The 20,195-nt window shown below is 71.2% G+C and carries 22 protein-coding genes; 14 read left to right on the top strand and 8 right to left on the bottom strand.

What is annotated here, in order from left to right; translation table 11 throughout:
* The first annotated feature begins 382 nt into the window (after positions 1-382).
* A complete protein-coding gene (locus tag BM204_RS04580) occupies positions 383-1,216 on the top strand; it encodes a hypothetical protein (RefSeq protein WP_143099652.1) in 834 nt (277 codons plus the stop codon).
* A 30-nt stretch (positions 1,217-1,246) separates the two neighbouring features.
* Here BM204_RS04580 and BM204_RS04575 read toward each other — a convergent pair whose 3' ends face one another.
* Both BM204_RS04575 and BM204_RS04570 read right to left on the bottom strand, forming a co-directional pair.
* Positions 1,247-1,909 carry an alpha/beta hydrolase gene (locus tag BM204_RS04575; RefSeq protein ID WP_091110817.1) on the bottom strand — a complete coding sequence of 221 codons (663 nt, stop codon included), beginning with the start codon at positions 1,907-1,909 and terminating at the stop codon, positions 1,247-1,249.
* Positions 1,906-2,439 carry a VOC family protein gene (locus BM204_RS04570; RefSeq protein WP_091110815.1) on the bottom strand — a complete coding sequence of 178 codons (534 nt, stop codon included), beginning with the start codon at positions 2,437-2,439 and terminating at the stop codon, positions 1,906-1,908. The genes BM204_RS04575 and BM204_RS04570 overlap by 4 nt, the downstream gene beginning before the upstream one ends.
* An 88-nt stretch (positions 2,440-2,527) precedes the next feature.
* Between BM204_RS04570 and BM204_RS04565 the strand changes: the two genes are divergently transcribed.
* Genes BM204_RS04565 through BM204_RS04550 form a run of 4 tightly spaced genes read left to right on the top strand, consistent with a single transcriptional unit; the run spans position 2,528 to position 5,530 of the window.
* A complete protein-coding gene (locus BM204_RS04565) occupies positions 2,528-3,034 on the top strand; it encodes a MarR family winged helix-turn-helix transcriptional regulator (protein WP_091110813.1) in 507 nt (168 codons plus the stop codon).
* A 21-nt stretch (positions 3,035-3,055) separates the two neighbouring features.
* The gene (locus BM204_RS04560; protein WP_246166605.1) at positions 3,056-4,174 is read left to right on the top strand and encodes an alpha/beta fold hydrolase; all 1,119 of its coding nucleotides are present in this window, start codon (positions 3,056-3,058) and stop codon (positions 4,172-4,174) included.
* A 37-nt stretch (positions 4,175-4,211) separates the two neighbouring features.
* The gene (locus BM204_RS04555) at positions 4,212-4,865 is read left to right on the top strand and encodes a 3-oxoacid CoA-transferase subunit A (protein ID WP_091110812.1); all 654 of its coding nucleotides are present in this window, start codon (positions 4,212-4,214) and stop codon (positions 4,863-4,865) included.
* Between the two features lie 20 nt (positions 4,866-4,885).
* On the top strand, positions 4,886-5,530 hold the full coding sequence (locus BM204_RS04550; protein ID WP_439895888.1) for a 3-oxoacid CoA-transferase subunit B: 645 nt from the start codon (positions 4,886-4,888) through the stop codon (positions 5,528-5,530).
* A 145-nt stretch (positions 5,531-5,675) separates the two neighbouring features.
* On the opposite strand, the gene BM204_RS04545 is transcribed toward BM204_RS04550, so the two are convergent.
* Positions 5,676-6,359: a PaaI family thioesterase gene (locus tag BM204_RS04545; protein ID WP_091110809.1), complete on the bottom strand. Its 684-nt coding sequence runs from the start codon at positions 6,357-6,359 to the stop codon at positions 5,676-5,678.
* 136 nt (positions 6,360-6,495) lie between these two features.
* Between BM204_RS04545 and BM204_RS04540 the strand changes: the two genes are divergently transcribed.
* On the top strand, positions 6,496-7,746 hold the full coding sequence (locus tag BM204_RS04540) for a PP2C family protein-serine/threonine phosphatase (protein WP_218031397.1): 1,251 nt from the start codon (positions 6,496-6,498) through the stop codon (positions 7,744-7,746).
* Between the two features lie 45 nt (positions 7,747-7,791).
* Here the strand turns inward: BM204_RS04540 and BM204_RS23165 are convergent, their stop codons facing one another.
* Entirely contained in the window at positions 7,792-8,460 is a 669-nt protein-coding gene (locus BM204_RS23165; RefSeq protein ID WP_091110805.1) for a response regulator transcription factor, read from the bottom strand.
* 248 nt (positions 8,461-8,708) lie between these two features.
* Positions 8,709-8,990, bottom strand: coding sequence for a hypothetical protein (locus BM204_RS23160; protein WP_091110804.1), 282 nt, complete (start codon positions 8,988-8,990; stop codon positions 8,709-8,711).
* A gap of 234 nt (positions 8,991-9,224) precedes the next feature.
* Between BM204_RS23160 and BM204_RS04525 the strand changes: the two genes are divergently transcribed.
* Entirely contained in the window at positions 9,225-9,875 is a 651-nt protein-coding gene (locus BM204_RS04525; RefSeq protein WP_091110802.1) for a response regulator transcription factor, read from the top strand.
* Here BM204_RS04525 and BM204_RS04520 read toward each other — a convergent pair.
* On the bottom strand, positions 9,872-10,486 hold the full coding sequence (locus tag BM204_RS04520; protein WP_091110800.1) for a helix-turn-helix transcriptional regulator: 615 nt from the start codon (positions 10,484-10,486) through the stop codon (positions 9,872-9,874). The two genes, BM204_RS04525 and BM204_RS04520, sit on opposite strands and share 4 nt — an antisense overlap.
* A gap of 232 nt (positions 10,487-10,718) precedes the next feature.
* Between BM204_RS04520 and BM204_RS04515 the strand changes: the two genes are divergently transcribed.
* From BM204_RS04515 to BM204_RS04505, 3 genes are all read left to right on the top strand, one after another.
* Entirely contained in the window at positions 10,719-11,408 is a 690-nt protein-coding gene (locus tag BM204_RS04515; RefSeq protein WP_091110799.1) for a hypothetical protein, read from the top strand.
* 68 nt (positions 11,409-11,476) lie between these two features.
* A complete protein-coding gene (locus BM204_RS04510) occupies positions 11,477-11,821 on the top strand; it encodes a phage holin family protein (RefSeq protein WP_218031399.1) in 345 nt (114 codons plus the stop codon).
* A complete protein-coding gene (locus BM204_RS04505; protein WP_091110796.1) occupies positions 11,797-12,372 on the top strand; it encodes a DUF3618 domain-containing protein in 576 nt (191 codons plus the stop codon). Before BM204_RS04510 ends, BM204_RS04505 begins: the two co-directional genes overlap by 25 nt.
* A 400-nt stretch (positions 12,373-12,772) precedes the next feature.
* On the opposite strand, the gene BM204_RS04500 is transcribed toward BM204_RS04505, so the two are convergent.
* Positions 12,773-13,843 (bottom strand): NADH:flavin oxidoreductase, encoded by a 1,071-nt coding sequence (locus tag BM204_RS04500; RefSeq protein ID WP_091110795.1) that lies wholly within the window; start codon positions 13,841-13,843, stop codon positions 12,773-12,775.
* Positions 13,844-13,959: 116 nt separating this feature from the next.
* On the opposite strand from BM204_RS04500, the gene BM204_RS04495 reads away from it, so the two are divergent.
* Positions 13,960-15,063, top strand: coding sequence for an SPFH domain-containing protein (locus tag BM204_RS04495; RefSeq protein WP_091110793.1), 1,104 nt, complete (start codon positions 13,960-13,962; stop codon positions 15,061-15,063).
* A 2-nt stretch (positions 15,064-15,065) separates the two neighbouring features.
* Positions 15,066-16,274, top strand: coding sequence for a hypothetical protein (locus tag BM204_RS04490; protein WP_218031400.1), 1,209 nt, complete (start codon positions 15,066-15,068; stop codon positions 16,272-16,274).
* A gap of 312 nt (positions 16,275-16,586) precedes the next feature.
* Here BM204_RS04490 and BM204_RS04485 read toward each other — a convergent pair whose 3' ends face one another.
* Positions 16,587-17,942: a cytochrome P450 gene (locus tag BM204_RS04485; RefSeq protein ID WP_091110790.1), complete on the bottom strand. Its 1,356-nt coding sequence runs from the start codon at positions 17,940-17,942 to the stop codon at positions 16,587-16,589.
* A 63-nt stretch (positions 17,943-18,005) separates the two neighbouring features.
* Here BM204_RS04485 and BM204_RS04480 point away from each other — a divergent pair, with 63 nt between their 5' ends.
* Positions 18,006-18,662, top strand: a complete 657-nt coding sequence (locus BM204_RS04480) for a TetR/AcrR family transcriptional regulator (protein WP_170259321.1) — start codon at positions 18,006-18,008, stop codon at positions 18,660-18,662.
* Between the two features lie 31 nt (positions 18,663-18,693).
* On the top strand, positions 18,694-20,157 hold the full coding sequence (locus BM204_RS04475) for an LVIVD repeat-containing protein (protein ID WP_091110788.1): 1,464 nt from the start codon (positions 18,694-18,696) through the stop codon (positions 20,155-20,157).
* Positions 20,158-20,195: the final 38 nt, after the last annotated feature.

Here is a 20,195-nt window from a genome sequence, read left to right as displayed (position 1 = left end):
CCAAGTCCCGCCACCGCCGCCGTACGACGGGGTCGGCAGCTGATCGATGCCAGGACGGCGGACGTGGCGTAGACCCCCGTGAGCTGGACGTCGCCGACGAGGTCGATCACGAGTGCCGTCACCAGGAACGCGACGCCCATTGCGGGGGCCACTGTGGGGGCCGCGGCACCACGGGTCCAGCTGGTCACAAGATCTCCTGACGTCTGGAACCTCGCGCGAACTCGAGGATATTAATGGATCATGCGCCGCCCGTCACGGGAGCGCGGCGAACGGGACCGGGACGTTTGCCCCTGGCCCGCGCGCGGACCGACGCGGTCCACTGGACGTGGAGGCTGATGGCGCCGTGTGTCCCGATCCGATCGTGCTGCGCCATCGAGCGCGCATGACGTTGCCCAGAGCCTGGACGTGGTTGATCGTGGGGGCGGCCGTGCTGGCGGCCTGCGGGAGCGCCGTCGGTCTCCTGGCGATCTCGAGCATCTACGGTGACGAGACCGACGTGTTCGCCGACACCGCCGTCGCCCAGGACGTCGTCAACCTGGCCTTGGTCGCCCCGGCGATGGCCGCCTTCGCGGTCGCGGCTGCCCGTGGATCCTGGCGGTCCTACCTGTGCCTGCTGGGCTTCCTGGCCTTCACGGTCTACAACTACGCGATCTATGCCTTCTCCCTCCAGTTCGGCCCGCTGTTCCTGGTGTGGGTCGGGGTGCTCGGGCTGGCCATCTTCGCGCTCGTCGGCAGCCTGTCATCCCTGGATGCCGACCAGGTCCGGGCGCGGTTCGCGAGCAGGGCGATGCCGAGGACCGCTGCGTTCCTGGTGTCCGTCGCGCTGTTGTTCGGCGTGCTCTGGATGAGCGAGATCGTGCCGGACCTGGTGGCCGGACGGCCGTCCAGCAGTGCGAGCGACTGGCGCGTTCCCACGAACCCGGTGCACGTCCTGGACCTGGCGTTCTTCCTCCCGGCACTGGTGGTCAGCGGGGTCCTCCTGCTGCGCCGTCACCCGCTGGGCTACGTCACCGTGGTGGGTCAGCTCGTCTGGATCGCGTTGACGTGCCTGCCGATCCTGGTCGTGCCGTTCGTCTCGAGCGCTCGTGGTCACGAGGCGGTCTGGGCCGTCGAGGCGCCGATCGGGATCCTCTGCGCCAGCACGCTGGTGGTGCTGGGGCTGCTCCTGCGGCGCGTCGGCGCACACGGCGAGACGGAGCCGTCACAGCTGGGCTGACAGGACCCCGAGCGTGCCCATGCGGATCGCTCAGCTGCTCCCGGCCACGAGCGGCACGGCGTCGAGCCAGCCGGTGGCGATCCAGTCGCCGAGCCGGTGCAGGGTCTCGGCGTCGAGCTGGTGCCCGCCGGGTCGGCGGAGGGACACGGTGGTCGCGCCGGACCCGGTCCGGAGGTAGTCCCAGGTGCGGTCGAGGAGCTCGCGGGGGATGACGTGGTCGTCCTCACCCTGGGCCACGAGGACCGGGAGGTCGGCCAGACGTCCGGCATCGGTCGGGACCCCGGCGTCGAACGGCATCGTGCCGAAGAGGATCGCTGCGCCCGCGTAGCGCGCGGGATCGTCCAGCACGAGGCCGCCGGCGAAGGCCGCGCCGCCGCTGAAGCCGACGAGGACGACGGGCCGCCCAGCGGGGGCGACGTCGTCGAGCCAGGTGCGGAACCAGCTCATCGTCTCGGTGAGCGAGGCGGCGACCGGTCGGCCGATGCCGCGGTTGGCGAACCACGCGAAGCCGCCGCCCTCGGCGATCGGGGCGCGCACGGCGGCGTAGGCCGGCCCGACCGGCAGGTGCTGGGCGAGCCCGAGGATCTCGTGCTCGGCCGAGCCGCGGCCGTGCAGTAGCACGACCAGGGGAGCCGAGGGGTCGGTCGAGCCGTGGGTCGCCACCACGGGTGTCGGGTAGGTCGCGGTCGTCACGACGCTTCCACCGGGGCGTCCACCGGGGCGTTTAGGGGGACCAGCTCGGCGGCGGTGTGGACGCCGGCCCACCGGCGTACCTCGCCGGGCAGGTCGAGGCGCTCGATGGGTGCGGCGTCGGCGTAGTCGCCCCAGCTGGCCTTGGGCAGCATCCACATGACCTCGAACTCGTTGCCGTCCGGGTCGTGCGCGTAGACGCTCTTGGTCGCGCCGTGGCTGGACTCGCCTGTCAGGGCGTCGAGGTCGGCGAGGGTGAGGCGGGCCTGCTCCAGCTCCTCGATGGTGTCGACCTGCCAGGCCAGGTGGTAGAGGCCGAGCGAGCCGCGCGGGCGCGCAGGCTGGGCGCCGACGCCGAAGAGGCCGAGGTCGTGGTGGTTGCCCGAGCGGGGGAGTCGCAGGAAGGCGGCGTCGGCGCGGGGCTCGCGCGCGACGATCCTCATGTCGAAGGCCTGCTGGTAGAAGGTGATGCTGCGCTCGAGGTCGGCGACGAAGAGCACGGCGTGGTTGAGGCGGACGGCGTTGACGGTCATGTGGCTGCTTCCCTGGAATTTGTTGTTGCTTCAATCAACACTCTAGCCGTTTTGATTGTTCCTTCAAGTGGTGTCCTAGCCTGGGCTCATGGAGCCGCGATGGTTGACCGAGGACGAGCGTGCGGCCTGGCTCCGGCTGGTGGCCGTCGTCGAGCTCCTCCCGGGTGCGCTGGACTCGCAGCTGCGCGCCGACTCGGGGCTGGCGCACTTCGAGTACTACGTCCTCGCCATGCTCTCCGAGGCCCCCGACCGCACCCTGCGCATGACCGTGCTCGCGCAGCGGACCAACGCCACGCTGCCGCGGCTGTCGCACGTCGTACGACGCCTGGAGGACCGCGGTCTCGTCCAGCGCTCCCCGTGCCCCGACGACGGGCGGGCGACCAATGCCGCCCTCACCCCGGCCGGTGTCGCAGCGGTGGCCGAGGCCGCCCCCGGGCACGTCGACAACGTGCGCCGGCTCGTCCTGGACCCGCTCGCCCCCGCCCAGGTGGCCTCCCTGCACGAGATCGCCGACGCGCTGCTGACCGAGCTCGACCCCCGAGGTCGGATGAGTGGGCTCTACGACCCGGGGCGGGAGCAGCGCGACGGCAGTTGAGGTGTCCGCGACACTGGACCGGTGAGTCCTCAGATCCCCAGCGTCACCGCCGTCCGTCTGTCCGGGGCCGCCCACCGTCACGACCTGCCCCTGCTCGTGCTCGGGCCTTCCCTGGGCACCTCGGCGATGACGTTGTGGTCCGTGTGTGCGGGCGGGCTGACCGACCGGTTCGACGTGCTCGCCTGGGACCTGCCCGGCCACGGGCACAACAGGGGCGTGCGCGAGGAGGGCTTCACGATGGCCGAGCTGGCGCAGGGGGTGCTGGCGGTCGTCGAGGACGTCCTCGCCCAGCGCGACCAGGTCGGCGGCAACTTCGCCTACGCCGGTGACTCCGTCGGTGGAGCCGTCGGCCTGCAGCTGCTCCTCGACGCCCCGGACCGGGTCGATTCCGCGGTGCTGCTCTGCACCGGCGCCAAGATCGGCGACGCGGCGACATGGGCCGGTCGGATGGGCCAGGTCAGCATCTCCGGCACGCCGGTGATGGTGCCCGGCTCGGCGGAGCGGTGGTTCGCCCCAGGCTTCGTCGACCGCGAGCCGGCGCTGGCCTCCGCGTTGCTCGGCGCGCTGACGGACACGGCGGACGAGGGCTACCTGCAGGTGTGTGCGGCGCTGGCCGACTTCGACGTGCGTGACCGGTTGGGCGAGGTCCGGGCGCCGGTGCTCGCCGTGGCGGGAGCGTGGGACGCGGTCACGCCTCCCGACCTCCTGCGGGAGATCGCCGACGGGGTCAGGGACGGACGGGTCGAGGTCCTGGCCGACGTGGGCCACCTCGCGCCCGCGGAGGCGCCCGTCGAGGTGGCGGCGCTGATCCGTCAGCACGTGTTGGGAGAGTCGCCCGTGGACGCTGCCGACGACCTGACCCTCGACGTCGGGGAGGTGGCTGCGGATCACGCCGCGGGGAGCCTCTGGAGCCGCCCGGGACTGGACCGCCACAGCCGCTTGCTCATCACCGTCACCGCCCTGGTCGCCCAGGGGCGCCACGACGAGCTCGACGCCCACCTGCGCGCCACCAGGTCAGACGGCCTCACGATCGAGGAGATCAAGGAGTGCCTGCTCCAGACGGCCATCTACTGCGGTGCGACCGACGCCACCGCCGCCTTCCGCATCGCCCGGACCGTCCTCGAGGAGGAGCGCGCATGACCCCCGGAGCACCGCCACCTCTCGCAGGTGCCGCGTCGTGAAGGTCTGCGACACCGCGGTCGAGGCGTTGGGTGCCGTCGAGGACGGCGCGACCGTGCTGGTCGGAGGCTTCGGGATGGCGGGGATGCCGGTCGCGCTGATCGCCGCGTTGATCGAGCAGGGCGCCACCGACCTGACGGTCGTGTCCAACAACGCTGGCAACGGCGACACCGGTCTCGCGGCACTCCTGGCCGAGGGGCGGGTGCGCAAGGTGATCTGCTCCTTCCCCCGCCAGGCTGACTCCTGGGTGTTCGACGGCCTCTACCGCGCCGGCGCGATCGAGCTGGAGCTGGTCCCGCAGGGCAACCTGGCCGAGCGGATGCGCGCCGCCGGCGCCGGGATCGGGGCGTTCTTCTGCCCCACCGGGGTCGGCACGCCGCTCGCGGAGGGCAAGGAGACGCGGGTCATCGACGGCCGCACCTACGTCCTCGAGATGCCGATCCGCGGTGACGTCGCCTTGATCGGCGCCCATCGCGCCGACCGGCTCGGCAACCTCGTCTACCGAAGGACCGCCCGCAACTTCGGGCCCGTCATGGCCACGGCCGCGACGAGGGTCGTCGCCCAGGTCAGCGAGGTGGTCGACGTCGGTGGGCTCGACCCCGAGAGCGTCGTGACGCCGTCGATCTACGTCGACGCGGTGGTCGCCGTATGACGCCCCGGGACGGCGGGTGCGTGGAGCACCCCGATCGCGGCCCCCTGAGCAAGGTCGAGATGGCGGCCCTCGTCGCCCGCGACATCGAGCCGGGGTCGTTCGTGAACCTGGGCATCGGTCAGCCGACGCTGGTGGCAGACCACCTCCCGGCGGGCTCCGGGATCGTGCTGCACACGGAGAACGGGATGCTCAACATGGGACCGGCCGCCACCGGCGACCAGGTCGACCCCGACCTGACGAACGCCGGCAAGCAGCCGGTCACCGAGCTGCCCGGGGCGTCGTACTTCCACCAGGCCGACTCGTTCGCCATGATGCGCGGCGGCCACCTCGACGTCTGCGTGCTGGGCGCCTTCCAGGTCTCGGCCTCGGGAGACCTCGCCAACTGGAGCACCGGTGCGGACGACGCCATCCCAGCGGTGGGAGAGGCGATGGACCTCGCCATGGGCGCGAAGCAGGTCTTCGTGATGATGTCGCTCTTCGCCAAGGACGGCACCCCCAAGCTGGTCCCGTCCTGCACCTTTCCCCTCACCGGGGTCGCGTGCGTGAGCCGGGTCTACACCGACGTCGCGACGTTCGAGCTCGGCGAGCACGGCGCCCGGGTGGTCGAGACCTTCGGCATCACCCGCGACGCGCTCGCCGCCCGGCTCGAGGTCGACCTGGCCTGAGGTCGACGCCTCAGGTCAGCATCGGGGAGGGAGATCGAGGGCGTCGTCCTCGCGATGTCCTTGACGAGCACGGGTCTGTGCTGCCAGATCGACTTCGACGCTCCCGACGCGGAGCTGAACCTCGCGCTGCCTCGGACCGTGACGCTCAGTCGAGAGATCCGATGCCCGGCGGCGTCTCCGGCTGCTGGGCCCAGCGCGGGATGATGAAGAGACCGTGGGCCTCCACGGCGGGCTCGGCGCCGGGACGGTCCTCGCGGATGGTCGCCCTGACCGTGATCTTGCGGTCGGACTCGTCGGCGACGGCCGCCTCCATGCGCACGGCGCCGAGCGGCAGCGGCCGCGCGTAACGCAGCGTGAGGGTCCCGGTCACCGTCACCCGGGTGTGCGCGGCGCTGGCGGTCTCGCCCATCAGGTGGTCGAGCAGGAGGGCAGAGACGCCACCGTGGACACTGCCCGGCGGGCCCTCGTAGGCCGCGCCGAGGTGCACGGCAGAGCGGGCGGTGCCGTCGTCGCTCCACTCGAGCCGCACCGGGGGAGCGAAGGCGTTGCGGAGGCCGACCACGGTGTTGCCCCAGTTCCACGAGCGCCCGTGGGCGTTGTAGTGGATGCCGGCCGGCCCCTCGGGTGCGTCCGCGGCCAGGAGGTCGGCTGCCTCACGCAGCAGGGCGCGGGCCCTGCCGACCTGCTCCGCGTCGGCGCGGGTGCGGATGGTCAGGTCGAGCACGCGGCGTACGTCGTCGGTGAGACCGCCGTAGAGCGCCTCCGCGGCCTCGACCTCGTCGTTGGTCAGGTCTTCGAAGGAGAAGGAGGACATCGACAGCTCGGCCACGGGGTCACCCTAGTTCTGGGAGTGACCGCTCCCGGCCGCGGTCGGGTCGGCCCTCGCGTCTATGCTCCGGAAGGTGGTGTCGGGGCGGGGTGTGGATGTCGGGCGTGTGCTCGAGGCTGCGGCGTCGAAGTCTCCGGTGGAAGCCGTGGAGGCCGTGGCTCGCGAGCTCGGCGCGGCCTTCGGCGCGGTCGCCGTGTCGTTCCTCATCGCCGACGTGTCCGGACGTGCCCTGGTGCGGCTGTCGCACGTCCCTGCGGCAGGCGGCGAGGCTGACGACCGCACACCACTGGGGCGCGGGGAGCGACGCGACCGTGAGGAGTCCGCGACGGTGCTGCCGTTCGACGGTGGACCGGCAGAGCAGGCGCTGCGCACCCAGACCGTCCAGGTGGTGGCGCCCGATCCGTCGCACGCGGCGCAGGGCGATCGCGCGTGGTGGCGGGTGCTGGGACCCGTGACCGAGCGGGGGGAGGCGATAGGCCTGCTGGAGCTCTACCTCGAGGAAGAACCTGTCCCACAGACGGTGACCGAGATCGGACAGGTCGCGCACCTGTTGGCCTACGTCGTGATCGCGAACCAGCGACACACGGACCTCTACGAGTGGGGCCAGCGCACCAGGTCCTTCAGCCTGTCCGCGGAGATCCAGCAACGCCTGCTCCCGGGTCCGCGGACATGCGAGGCGGCTGCGTTCACGCTCTCAGGCTGGTTGGAGCCAGCGGCGAGCATCGGCGGGGACACCTTCGACTACAGCTTGGATCGCGACGTCCTGCATGTGTCCCTGACCGACGCCATGGGTCACGGAGTGGGCGCTGCGATGACCGCGTCGTTGTGTCTGGGCAGCCTGCGCGGCGCCAGGCGGAGCGGGGCCACCCTGATCGAGCAGGCCGACCAGACGAACAGGGCGCTGGCTGACGAGTCAGCCTCACGAGGTCTCGATGACTTCGTGACCGGGCTGCTGGCGCGGGTCGACCTGCGCACCGGCATGTGCGAGATCGTGAACGCCGGACACGTGGCGCCGTACCTCGCCCGAGGCGCCGACGTGACGGCGCTGGAGCTGCCGGTAGACCTACCCCTGGGCCTGTTTCGCGACACGTCCTACCGCAGCACCCGGGCGGCTCTTCACCGTGGTGACCGGGTGGTCCTGATCACCGACGGCATGCTCGAGCGCAACCTCGGGGCGGGCGACCTGCTCGAGGCCATCGCCGACACCCGGGAGCTCCACCCGCGCGAGCTCGTCCGTGCGCTGGCAGACAGCGCGCTCGAGGCCACCGGCCACCAGCTCAGTGACGATGCGACCATCCTGTGCTTGGACTGGCACGGGACCCACGACGAGGATCGCTCCATCGTGGCCGGGGCTGATCCTGATCGCGCCAGCGATCCGCTCGGCTGATCAGCTGACAACGGGCCAGCTGACAAGGGGCCTGCGCGGTGCTAGCTAGCGCGGTGCTCGTCTGACCAGCGCCCGATCGATGGTGCGCAGCGTGTCGGGCTCGAAGCCGTTGCCCATGGCCCAGATCACCGCTTGCGAGCGCGAGCTGACCCCGATCTTGCGGTAGGCGGTGCGCACGTAGGTCTTCACGGAATTGATGCTGGGGTAGGCCCGGTCGGCGATCGCCTGGTTGCTCAGACCCTGGGCGATCAGGGCGAGCACCTCCGCCTCACGCGGCGAAAGCCCGACCGAGCGACCCGGCCAGTCACCGGCCCCGCCCACGCTCGACTCGTCGCTTCCCGGCAGGACGACGATCTCACCGCGAACGACCCGCCGCAGGGCGCTGACGACCTGGGGACCGGTCAGCACTTTCGACAGGTAACCCCGGGCTCCACCTGTGAGCGCCTGGACGATCATCTCGGGCTGCACGTTCCAGCTGTAGACGACGACGTGGGCGCCGCTGTCGCGCACGAAGTCCTGGAGGTCGATGCCGCTGCCCTGGACCTGACCGAAGGTGTCGTAGAGGACGACGTCGACGTCGCTGAGGACCGTCTGGGACGCGCCGGTCTCGACGACGTCGATGTGTTCCTCAGCGAGCAGTGCGGCGACTCCGGCGACCACGACGGCGTAGTCATCGACGATGGCCAGACGTATGGGGCGCGGCGTCTGAGTCACCGCAGCAGGGTAGCCACTCCTCCGGAGGCGCGCGTCGAATCTGGCGACGGGTCTGCGCTGCTCCGGCGGGTCGGGGGACCCGTCGAGGGGATTGGTCGTACAGACCGGAGCAATTGGAATCTTGCGGTTGATCTCGACCACCTGGGTCACGAGGTGCTCATTGGACGACGGCGGGCGTGCCAGCGGTTGACGACACAGCTGCCCCCACCCGCGGACGGGTAGGGGCAGTGCGGGTGCACGGGGGGGGATCAGCGGTGGTCGTGGTCCGCGGTGTCGACGTCGTAGAAGTCGCGGCTGCCGGACTTGGCGAGGCCGCGGCTGACCATGTAACCGATGGTCAGCAGGGAGACGTAGAACCAGGCCTCCTGGGCGCCGAAGTCGGAGGCGTCGACCATGGCCGAGGCGATGAGGACACCGAGGACGGCCGCGACGTAGGCGATCAGCTCGGTGGTCTTGAACGACGCCTTGGTCTCGGTGCTGACGCGGCGGTCGGACGAGAGGTTGCTGCGAGTGGTGGTGGTGTTGGACATCGGTTGTGCTCCTTGAGGTCGGGCGGTGTCGTCGCATCGACGGTCCTACCGGAATGGCGGTGTCGCGCACTGGCGCGACACCAGGAGGTACCCCACCCGCCAATGCCGATACTCATCCAGACGTGCTTCCCGTCACGTCCGGCTCGGTGTAGCCGGTCGACGGGGTGGCCGGCCAGACGGTGGTCACGATCCTCGTCGACCTGGGGAAGCTGCCGCACCGGTAGGTTCGACGCCATGAGCTCCTCGCCCGTGCGCGTCGCGATCGTCAACGACTACGAGATCGTCGTGCGGGGGCTGGCATCGGTGCTGGCGCCGCACGAGTCGCGGGTCGTGGTGGTGGAGATCGACAGCCGGCTGCCGGTGGTGAACACGGTTGACGTCGTCCTCTACGACACGTTCGGGCAGGTGCAAGGTGACGCGGTGGAGCTCAGCGAGCTGACCATCGGCAGTGACGCCCGGGTCGCTATCTTCACGTGGAACCTGCAGGCCGCCCTGGTCCAGGGTGCGCTCGAGCGCGGGGTCTCGGGCTACCTCTCCAAGAGCCTCAGCGCCGAGCAACTGGTGGATAGCATCGAGGCCATCCACAGGGGCATCGTGGTGGTGCCCGCCCACGCGGGCGGCGATGACGACGCGCTCGTGAAGGCCTGGCCAGGACGCGAGCACAAGCTGAGTGCGCGAGAGGCCGAGGTCGTCGCGCTGATCACCCAGGGCCTGTCCAACCAGGAGATCGCCGACAGGTGCTACCTCAGCATCAACTCGGTCAAGACCTATGTGCGCACGGCCTACCGGAAGATGGGTGTGTCCAGCCGGTCGCGCGCCGTCCTGTGGGGCATCGACAACGGCTTTCTGCCTGACCGGTCGCGGGCCATGGACCCGAACGGCTAGTGGATTCCGTGCTGGTGCGCCCAGCCGACTGCCTGTGACCTGCTCGTGACACCGATCTTGCGGTAGGCGGTGCGGATGTAGGTCTTCACGGTGTTGATGCTCAGGTAGAGCCGCTTGCTGATCTCCTCGTTGGAGAGCCCGCACGCCACCAGCGCGATCACGTCGGTCTCCCGCGAGGAGAGCAGCGCCGAGGGCGTCCGGTGGTCCGGGTTGCGGGTGTAGTCGAGGGACGCGAGCGACCCGTCCCCGAGGAGGTCGCCCAGTGCGGCCGCCCTGACGACCTCGTGGATCTCGCTGACCGTCGCCGAGAGGGAGATGACGCCGTCGACGCCCTTCTCCAGGGCCCGGTCGGCCAGGTCCGGCTTCAGCTCGCGTGCGACGGCGACGACCGCGGCATCAGTCTCCTTGACCAGGTGGGTGAGCTGGTCGTCCTCCCCGTGGCGCAGGCCGATCACGTCGTAGAGGACCACGTCGGCGTGGGCCTCGAGCGCGGGTCCTTCCGTGCGGCCCTGGACGAGGACCGCGTCGGGCAGCTCGGTGACCACCGACTCCAGGCCGCGGTGCACGACGTCGCCATCGGCCACGATCGCGACGCGGATGGTCGGGTCCATGGGTCAAATAGTGGCGGTCACGTCGGCCCGGTGCAAGTGCCTTGTCCACAAGGCATCGGCCTGCGTCCCGCGACGAGGCGACCCGCAAGCGGCGTGAGCGGTGGTGTGGGAGACGTGGGCGAGGCGGTCGACGTCGTCACAGGATCCCACCCGAAAGGGTTGACAAGTCCTCCGACCCAGGGGGCACCGGTGGAGAAGAACCTGTCGCACCCCACCGATCATCGGAGGAACCATGACCACCAGCTCCACGCAGGAGAGAGCCCACGCCGCCGCGTCGACCGCGGCCGACGAGGGCCAGCACGTCGCCGCCGTCGCCAAGGACGAGGTCCGCGCGGTCGCCGCCGAGGCAGCGAGCCAGGCGCGCGGACTCGCCGACGACGCGATCAGCCAGGTCACCGACCAGCTCGACGAGCAGACGCGCACGCAACGTGACCGCCTGGTCGAGACGCTGCACACGCTGAGCGACGACCTCGACCAGATGGCCTCGTCGAGCCAGGCCCCCGGCCTGGCCGCGGACCTGACCCGCGAGGTCGCCGACCGTGCCCGCACCATCGGATCCCACCTCGACGGCCGGGATCCTGCCGAGCTCCTCGAGAACGTGCGCAGCTTCGCACGTCGTCGCCCCGGCACGTTCCTGCTCGGAGCGCTCGTTCTCGGCGTCGTCGCCGGGCGTGTGGTCAGGGGCGCCAAGGACGCGGGCGCCACGCAGTCGTCGGCGCCCGCCGTGCCGCCGGTGCCGACCACACCCGCAGCACCCATCGGGGACGCCACGGTCCCGGTCCCGGTGGCCGACACTCCGGCCATCCCGCCGAGCACGTCGCCGTTCGACGCCGACCGTCCTGCCTTCGACCAGGACGGTCCGATGGGCACCGACGCCGCCGGCTACGGCGAGCGATCGGGCGAGACCGGGCGAGCGCTGTGACTCAACCGCCCATTGGCCTCGACCCAGGAGGCCCCGACCAGCGAAGCCTGGGCCAGATCGTGTCGGACGTGACCCAGGACCTCACGACCCTGATCCGTCAGGAGATGGACCTGGCCAAGACCGAGATGAAGCAGGAGGTGGTCAAGGCAGGCAAGGGCGCCGGGCTCCTCGGAGGAGCCGGTCTCGCCGGCTGGTTCCTGCTGCTGTTTCTCTCGCTCACCCTGATGTTCGCCCTCGACGAGGCGATGCCGATCTGGGCCGCGGCCCTGATCGTCACCGCCGTCTGGGGCATCGCAGCAGCGGCCCTCGCCCTCATGGGCAAGAAGGCCATCCAAGAAGCCAACCCCCAGCTGCCCGAGACGCAGCAGACCTTGAAGGAGGACGTGCAATGGGCCAGAGCACAGAAGAGCTGAGCACCCAGATCGCCGGGACCCGCGAGAGCCTGGCGCAGGACCTGGACGCGCTCCAGGACCGGGTGAGCCCCGCCGCGATCGTGGAGCGACGCAAGGAAGCAGTCCGGGGACGGGCCTCGTCGGCCCGTGACCGGGTGATGGGGACGGCGCGCAACGTCCAAAACACGGCCAGCGGGTCGGCGTCCGGGGCCGTCGACGGGGTCCGGGGCACTGCCCAGGACGCCGTGTCCCGCACCGGTGACACCGTCGAGGGCAGCCCCCTCGCGGCCGGCCTGGTGGCCTTCGGCGCCGGGCTCGTCATCGCTGCCCTCGTGCCGGCCTCGAAGCAGGAGTCGCGGGCAGCCCAGGCTCTCGTCGACACGGCCAAGGAGCAGGCCCAGCCGCTGCTCGAGCAGGCCAAGGTCGCGGGCCAGGACGTGGGCGAGAACCTCAGGGCCTCGGCCGCCGAGGCGGTCACCCAGGTCCAGGAGACGGCAGCCGACGCTGCCGCGACCATCAAGGACGAGGGCACGTCCTCGGCCCAGCACGTCCAGACCGAAGCACGACCCTGACGGTCGCGCCGCGACCGAGCAAGTCGACGGCCCGGACCCGGCACGCCGGGTCCGGGCCGTCGTACGTCGTCGTGGTGGGTCGTCGTCCGGGCTGACTGGCGGCGGGTCGTGCTGTCTGGGAACGTGACCCAGCGCGCCATCCTCTGCTCGGTCCCGTCAGCGCCGGACCGCTCCTGGTCGCCCTGCACGGCTTCCGGCTATTGGAGCCCGGCGTGCGGTCCTCACCGATCGGGCTCCCCGACCTGTCCGGCTACTCGCCGGTGGACGTGCCGGATGTCTGGGGGGTCATGGGGTCAGCTCCCTAATGCGTGGACGCTCGGATGTCGAGGCTGTACCCCTAGCGGCACCTCCGGACCTCTACCCGACGTAGCCGATCTGATGGCCCGGGGGCAACGGGTGCTCACGCCACCAGGTCGTCCCAGCCGGCGGCGAGGTAGTCGATGAACGCCGGGCCGACGTGCTCGGCGCGGAGGATGTCGCGGGAGACCGGGCGCTGACGCACGCGGAAGTCGGGGTCGGCGATCGCCCGCGTCGCGAAGTCGTGGTGCAGGATCGCGCCGGTCCCGATGGTGACGAGGTCGGCGCCCTTGTCCAGGCACCAGGCGGCATCGGCGGCCGACTGCACGAGCCCGGCGACCCCGAGACGGGTGCTGTGACGCGGCAGGTCGGTGAAATGGTCGATCAGCAGCCCTTCGCCCGCCTCGCGCCGGGGCTTCATGAAGACGTCCCAGAGCGACAGGTCGAGATGGTCCAGCAGCTCGCTGGCGAGCACCTGTCGTGTCGTCTCGACTCCCTCGGCGACGGTGACGCCGAAGCCCTCGGGCGACAGCCGCAGCCCGACCTGGAAGTCCGGACCGGTCGCCGCGCGGATGCCGTGGAGCACCTCCGTCATCGGGCGCATGCGGTTCTCCAGGCTGCCGCCGTAGCAGTCGGTCCGCTCGTGCCGTGGATCGAGGAACTGACCGATCAGGTAGCCGTGGGCGCCGTGCACCTGCACCCCGTCGAAGCCGGCCGTCTCCGCACGCACCGCCGCCCCGACGAACGAGTCGACCATGGCCTTGACTCCGGAGGTGCTGAGCGCGACCGCGCCGGTCTTCGGGTCGTCCCAGGGCGCCTGGAGCGGCCGACCGGTCAGGTCGGAGTCGGCGCGACGCCCCCCGTGGTGCAGCTGTACTGCGGAGCGCGCGCCGGTCGCGCGCAACGAGTCGGCCAGCCGGGTCAGCCCGGGCAGGTGCTCGTCGGAGGCGATGCCGAGCTGGCCCTGCCACGCCTGCCCCGCGGGATCGACGTACGCCGCACACGTCATGACCAGCCCGAAGCCGCCGCGGCCGCGCGCGACGAGCCAGTCGTGCTCGTCGTCGGAGAGCGTGCCGTCGGCGTTGCTCTGGGTGTTGGTGAGCGGCGCGAGGGCGAAGCGGTTGGCCCAGGCGGGGCCGTGCGGGAGCTGGAGGGGATCCGACGTCGAGGTCACTCCACGACACTGCCACACGACACTGACGCAAAACCCTTCGCCGCCTGCCGGTGACCTGGGACAGTGGGCTCGATCCCCCACGGCCACCGGGGCCGTCGACGAAGGAGAACCACCAGATGGGCTTCATGGACAAGGTGCGCGGCCAGTTCATCGACATCGTCGAGTTCCTCGACGACACTCGCGACACGCTGGTCTGGCGCTTTCCCCGCCAGGGCAACGAGATCAAGAACGGGGCGCAGCTGGTGGTCCGCGAGGGCCAGACCGCGGTCTTCGTCAACGAGGGTCAGATCGCCGACGTCTTCACGCCCGGGACCTTCGAGCTCACCACCCAGAACCTGCCGATCCTGAGCACCCTCAAGGGCTGGAAGTACGGCTTCAACTCGCCGTTCAAGGCCGAGGTCTACTTCGTCGGGACGCGTCAGTACACCGACATGAAGTGGGGCACGCAGAACCCCTTCACCGTCCGCGACGCGGAGTTCGGGATGGTCCGCCTGCGCGCCTTCGGCACCTACGCGCTGCGGGTGACCGACGCGAGCGTGCTGCTGCGCCAGCTCGTCGGCACCGACCCCGACTTCCGCACCGACGAGGTCTCGGAGTTCCTCCGGCAGACGATCGTCTCCCAGGTGACCTCGGCGCTCGCGACCGCCAACGTGCCGATGCTCGACCTCGCCGCCAACCAGCAGGCGATCTCCCAGCAGCTCGTCGGCACCCTCAGCGAGAGCCTCGTCGAGTTCGGCATCGCGCTGCCCCGCTTCGTCATCGAGAACATCTCGATGCCTCCCGAGGTCGAGGAGGCGCTCGACAAGCGCAGCCAGATGGGCATCCTCGGCAACCTGGACCAATACACCAAGTTCCAGGCCGCCAACGCCCTCGAGGACGCCGCCAACAACCCCGGCGCCGCCGGACAGGGAGCCGGCATGATCGTCGGCATGGGCCTGGGTCAGGCCGCGACCGGTGCCATGGCCAGCTCCCAGCAGGCCGCTCCCGCGGGCCCGCCGCCGCTGCCCGGCGGTGCCGCGCAGTGGTACGTCGCGGTCAACGGCGCGCAGGCCGGCCCCTTCGCGCTCTCGGCGCTGCCGGCCCAGGTGGCCGCGGAGAAGCTGAGTCGCGAGACGCTGGTGTGGACCGAGGCGATGTCGGCCTGGAAGCCCGCCGGTGAGGTGCCCGAGCTGGCCTCGTTGTTCGCTGCCACCCCGCCGCCGCTGCCCCCGCAGGGTTGAGCATGTCGACGACGCCGCCGCCACTCCCGCCCCAGGACGGCCCCCCGGGACCGCCCCCGGTCCCCGCCCCGCCCCCGGTCCCCGCCTCGGCTCCGGTCCCCGAGAAGCCGAGGGCGCTCTTCGCCTCGTGCCCCACGTGCGGGTCGCAGGTGACCTACGCTCCCGGCACCACTGTTCTCACGTGTGGCGCCTGCGGTGCCGAGCACCCGATCGAGGCCGGCGACGACACGAGCGTCGACGAGCACTCCTTTGACACCTGGATGGCCGAGAACGCCCAGGTGAAGGTCGCCTCGATCGGCGGCCAGGTGCTCAAGTGCCAGGGCTGCGCGGCCGAGATCGAGTCCATCGACCTGGCCGAGACCTGCCAGTTCTGCAGCGGCCACCTGATCGCACTGACCGCCCCGGCGGGCATCGTCGCCCCGGAGGCCGTGGTGCCGTTCGGTGTCCCGCGCAAGGGCGCCCAGAAGGCCTTCCAGGAGTGGATCGGCTCGCGCTGGTTCGCCCCCAACGCCTTGAAGAAGGTCGGCTCGACCGAGTCGTTGAAGGGCACCTACGTCCCTCACTGGACCTTTGACGCCAACACCGCGTCGGCCTACCAGGGGGAGCGCGGCGAGCACTACTACGTCACCAAGACCCGCCAGGTCTCCGACGGCAAGGGCGGCACCCGCACCGAGACCTACCAGGAGCAGCACACCCGCTGGCACCGCGCCTCCGGGCACGTCTCCCGCGCCTTCGACGACGTGACGGTCCCCGCGTCCCAGCGGCTGCCCGCCAAGCGACTCGACGAGATGGGGCCGTGGAAGTTCGAGACCGCGGTGGCCTACCAGCCGGAGTACCTCTCCGGCTACTCCGCCCTGCGTTACGACGTCGACCCGCAGGATGGCTCGACGATCGCGCGCAAGGAGATGCGCGACGTCATCGACGACGACGTACGCCGTGACATCGGCGGCGACGAGCAGCGCGTGCACCAGGTCAACGTCCAGTACGCCCGGGTGATGTTCAAGCTCGTGCTGCTACCGCTCTGGCTCGCGACCTACGTCCACGCCGGCAAGCAGTGGCAGGTGATGGTCAACGCCAACACCGGCGAGGTCACCGGCGATCGCCCGTGGTCGGTGATCAAGATCGTCTCGACGGTCCTCGCCGTCCTGGCAGTCATCGCGGTGCTGGTGTTCCTCTTCGCCGGCAGTGGCGAGGGGACTGCTTCGCCGTAGTGGTGGGCGGTGGCCCTTGGCTGGTGCGGGCGCGGCGCCATTGCCCGCGGGTCACCGCTGCCTGGGCCGGCGGCGGTGGGTGTTGGGTGTTGCTGGGTCGGCGTGATCGCCCACGGGTCGCCGTTGCCGGATGACGGGCTGGTGGCTGGTGGCTGGCGGTGGGTGTTGGGTGATGCTGGGTCGGCGTGATCGCCCACGGGTCACCGCTCCCGGATGACGGGCTGGTGGCTGGTGGCTGGCGGTGGGTGTTGGGTGTTGCTGGGTCGGCGTGATCGCCCACAGGTCACCGCTCCCCGGCGACGGGCCGGCGCCTCAGGCCAGCGTCGCCGGGAGGGTGGCGAAGCCGCGGAGGATGCGGGTGTCGCGACGACGGGCGCCGGGCTGGAGCCGGAGGTCGGGGTAGCGGTCGAAGAGGCGGCGCAGGCCGACCTCGCCCTCCATCCGGGCCAGGGCGGCGCCGAGGCAGAAGTGTCGACCGCCGGAGAACGAGACGTGCTCGGCGGCGTTGGGCCGGGTGACGTCGAAGGTGTCGGGGTCGGTGAAGACATCGGGATCGCGGTTGGCGGCGGCGAGCAGCACGGTGACGACGGCGCCTCGGGGGACCTGCACACCGGCGATCTCGGTGTCGCGCACGACGGTGCGGCCGGTCAGCAGCACCGGCGGGTCGAGCCGCAGCACCTCCTCGACGGCGCTGGGCCAGCGCGCGGGCTCGCGGCGGAGCAGGGCGAGCTGGTCGGGGTGGTCGTGCAGCAGGGCGATGCCGTTGCCCAGCAGGTTGACCGTGGTCTCGAAGCCGGCCGCGAGCACCAGCCCTGCGGTGGCCTTGAGCTCGGCGTCGGTCAGGGCGACGCCGTCCTCGTCGCGCGCCGCGACGAGCTTGCTCAGCAGGTCGTCGCCGGGCTCGCGGCGCTTGAGCTCGATGTGGTCGGTCAGCCATTCCTCGAAGCGCGACAGGGCGCTCTCGACGGCGCGGAACTCGCTCCACGACAGGCCGAGGTCGAGGCTGGGAGCCGCCCCGGTGCCGAACTCGAGGATCTTGCCGCGGTCGGCCTCGGGCACGCCGAGGACCTCGGCGATGACGGTCACGGGCAGCAGGGCGCAGTAGGCCTCGACCAGGTCGACCTGACCGGCGCCCGGTCGCGCAGCAGCCGAGGCCAGGGAGTCCAGGAGGTCGTCGGCGATCTGCTCGGTGCGCTCGCGCAGCCCGTTCACGGCCTTGACGGTGAAGACACGCGTCACGAGCTTGCGCATGCGGGTGTGGTCAGGCGGCTCGGTGACCAGCAGCGAGGGCGGCGTCAGCGGGCCGATCGGGGTCGTCTCCGCGGCCCAGGCGCCCAGCCGGCCGAGCGGCCCGGAGCCGTTGGCGATCTCGACCCCGGCACGCACGTCGGCGTTGCCGAGCACCTCGCGCACCACCGGCAGGCTGGCCGTGACGAACGCGAACTTCGAGCGCTGCAGCGGCCCCTCCGCGCGGATCCGCTCGAACAACGCGAGCGGCGCCTCGCTGCTGGTGCTGGTCGCGACGATCAGCTGCGCGTGCAGGTCGCCCTTGCGTGCGGCGCCGGCAATCACGCGCTTGGGCAGCGCGTGGTTGAGCCCCCACCGCACCAGCGGACGCAGGCGGTCGGTCGGGCGTGGGACGGGACGGCGCGGGGTGCCGATCAGCATGGAGGCTCCTCGATCGGGTGCGATACTCAACAGTATCCGATACTTTCCGGTATCGTCCGCCTCGTGTCAACGTCACGCCCGGACCCCGACCGGCATCCCGACCGGCGCCGCCGTCCCGCCCGCGACGACGTACGACGCGCCCTGCTGGACGCCGCAGCCCGGCTCTTCGCGCGACAGGGCATCGAGGGCGCCAGCCTCGACGACGTGGCGGCCGACGCGGGCTTCACCAAGGGCGCCGTCTACTCCAACTTCGGCAGCAAGGAGGGGCTGGTCGCGGCGCTGGTCGAGGACCGCACCTCGGCCTACCTCGACCTCGGCCTCGAGGCAGTCGACGAGCTCGACGGCTCGATGGCCGTCCGCGCGCAGGTGCTGGGCGACCGGCTGACCGCCGCCAGCGACGAGCAGCGCGACTGGCACCTGCTGTTCTTCGAGCTCTGGCAGCGCGCGGTGCGCTCCGACGACGCCGACGGTGCCTTCCGCGACCGACGTGAGTCGTTGCGTGCCGCGGTGGCCGAGGCGATGGAGGAGCACGCGGCCCGCGCCGGCGCCACCCTCTCGATGCCCGCGACCGACCTCGCGATCGTCCTGATGGCACTGTCCAACGGGCTGGCCATGGAGCGGATGGTCGCTCCCGAGGACGTGCCCGAGGAGCTCCTCGGCAAGGTCCTGGCGCTCGTCGTCGGAGACACGCCCGCGCCGCGCCCCGGTGACGCACAATGACGACCTGAGCCCCGCCGACCCTGGAGCAACGATGCCCCTGACCACGCCCGCCACCACGACGAACCCCGCCGTACGACGGCTCCTGGCCGCCCTCGTCGTGGTCACCCTCTCGGCCGCCGGCCTGGCCTGGGTGCAGGCGTCGGCCGAGGCGCCGCGACGACCGGCGGCCACGCCCCAGGCGCGCTGCCAGGGACCGGACGACCGGCCCGAGACGGGTCGTCAGGGCCGGGTCCCGCTCGTGGACTACACCAGCGGTCGCTACCGCCGCGGCTACCAGTGCAACACCGTCCAGGTCGCCCAGCAGGGCGGCTCGGGTGGCTTCAAGGTCCTGCGCTACCGCGACAAGACCGGCCGGGTCTGCGCCTTCTACGACTCCACGCTGCTCTTCCCTCGGGACGTCCTCTTCAACGCGACCCAGGGCCTCGGGGTCGTCGTGCTCGACATGACCAACCCCAGCAGACCCCGCAAGACAGCCCAGCTGACGAGCACCGCGATGCTCAGTCCCCACGAGTCGCTGCTGGTCAACCAGCGCCGCGGCATCCTCGCGGCCGTCCTGGGCGACCCGGCGACCAACGTCGGCGTCGTCGACCTCTACGACGTGCGCACCGACTGCCGTCACCCGCGGCTGCTCTCCTCCTCGCAGCAGGCGGCCTTCGGTCACGAGAGCGGCTTCTCCCCGGACGGCCGCACCTTCTGGGTCGCGGGCGCCGCCGGGCAGAACCTGACGGCGGTCGACATCACCAGGCCCCGTGAGCCCCGCAAGATCTTCGAGCAGTCGGAGGTCAACTACCACGGCCTGCGGTTCGCCCCGGACGGCCGCACGATGTACGTCGCCAACCTCGGCACCCAGCAGGGACCGGTCGAGGTCGTGGGACTGCGCATCCTCGACGTCAGCGCGATCCAGGACCGCCGCCGCGACCCGAGGGTGCGCGTCGTCTCCGACCTGACGTGGGGCACGATCTCGCTGCCGCAGGTCGCGGAGCCCTTCACCCGCAACGGCCGGCCCTACCTCCTCGAGGTCGATGAGTACTCCGACTTCCAGGGCGACCAGTCGGTCGGCGCCGCCCGCATCATCGACATCGCCGACCCTCGCCGACCGAAGGTCGTCTCCGACCTGCGCCTCGCGGTGCACCAGCCCCCCAACCGGCAGAGCCAGATGCTCGACCCGGGAGCCGCCATCCCCGTGCAGGGCTACGCCGGCCACTACTGCTCGGTGCCGTTCCCGACGAACCCCAAGATCGTCGCCTGCTCGATGATCGTCTCCGGCCTGCGGCTCTTCGACATCAGCGACCTGCAGCACCCGCGTGAGATCGGCTACTTCAACCGACCGATCCTGGCCGGCAGCAAGACCGTCAACCCGACCGCTGCCGGTGCCTTCGCCATGTCCCAGCCGGCGTGGGACGTGGAGCGGCGCCAGGTCTGGTACTCCGACGGCAACTCCGGCTTCTACGTCGTCGGCCTGCGCGGCGGGATCGGTCGCCTGCTGCGGCGCTGAGGCCGGCACCGGATCGCCATCGGCCGGCTGCCTCCTCA

The sequence above is a fragment of the Nocardioides psychrotolerans genome, from assembly GCF_900113685.1.
Taxonomy (GTDB): Bacteria; Actinomycetota; Actinomycetes; order Propionibacteriales; family Nocardioidaceae; genus Nocardioides; species Nocardioides psychrotolerans.
This window is presented reverse-complemented; position numbering and strand designations above follow the sequence as displayed.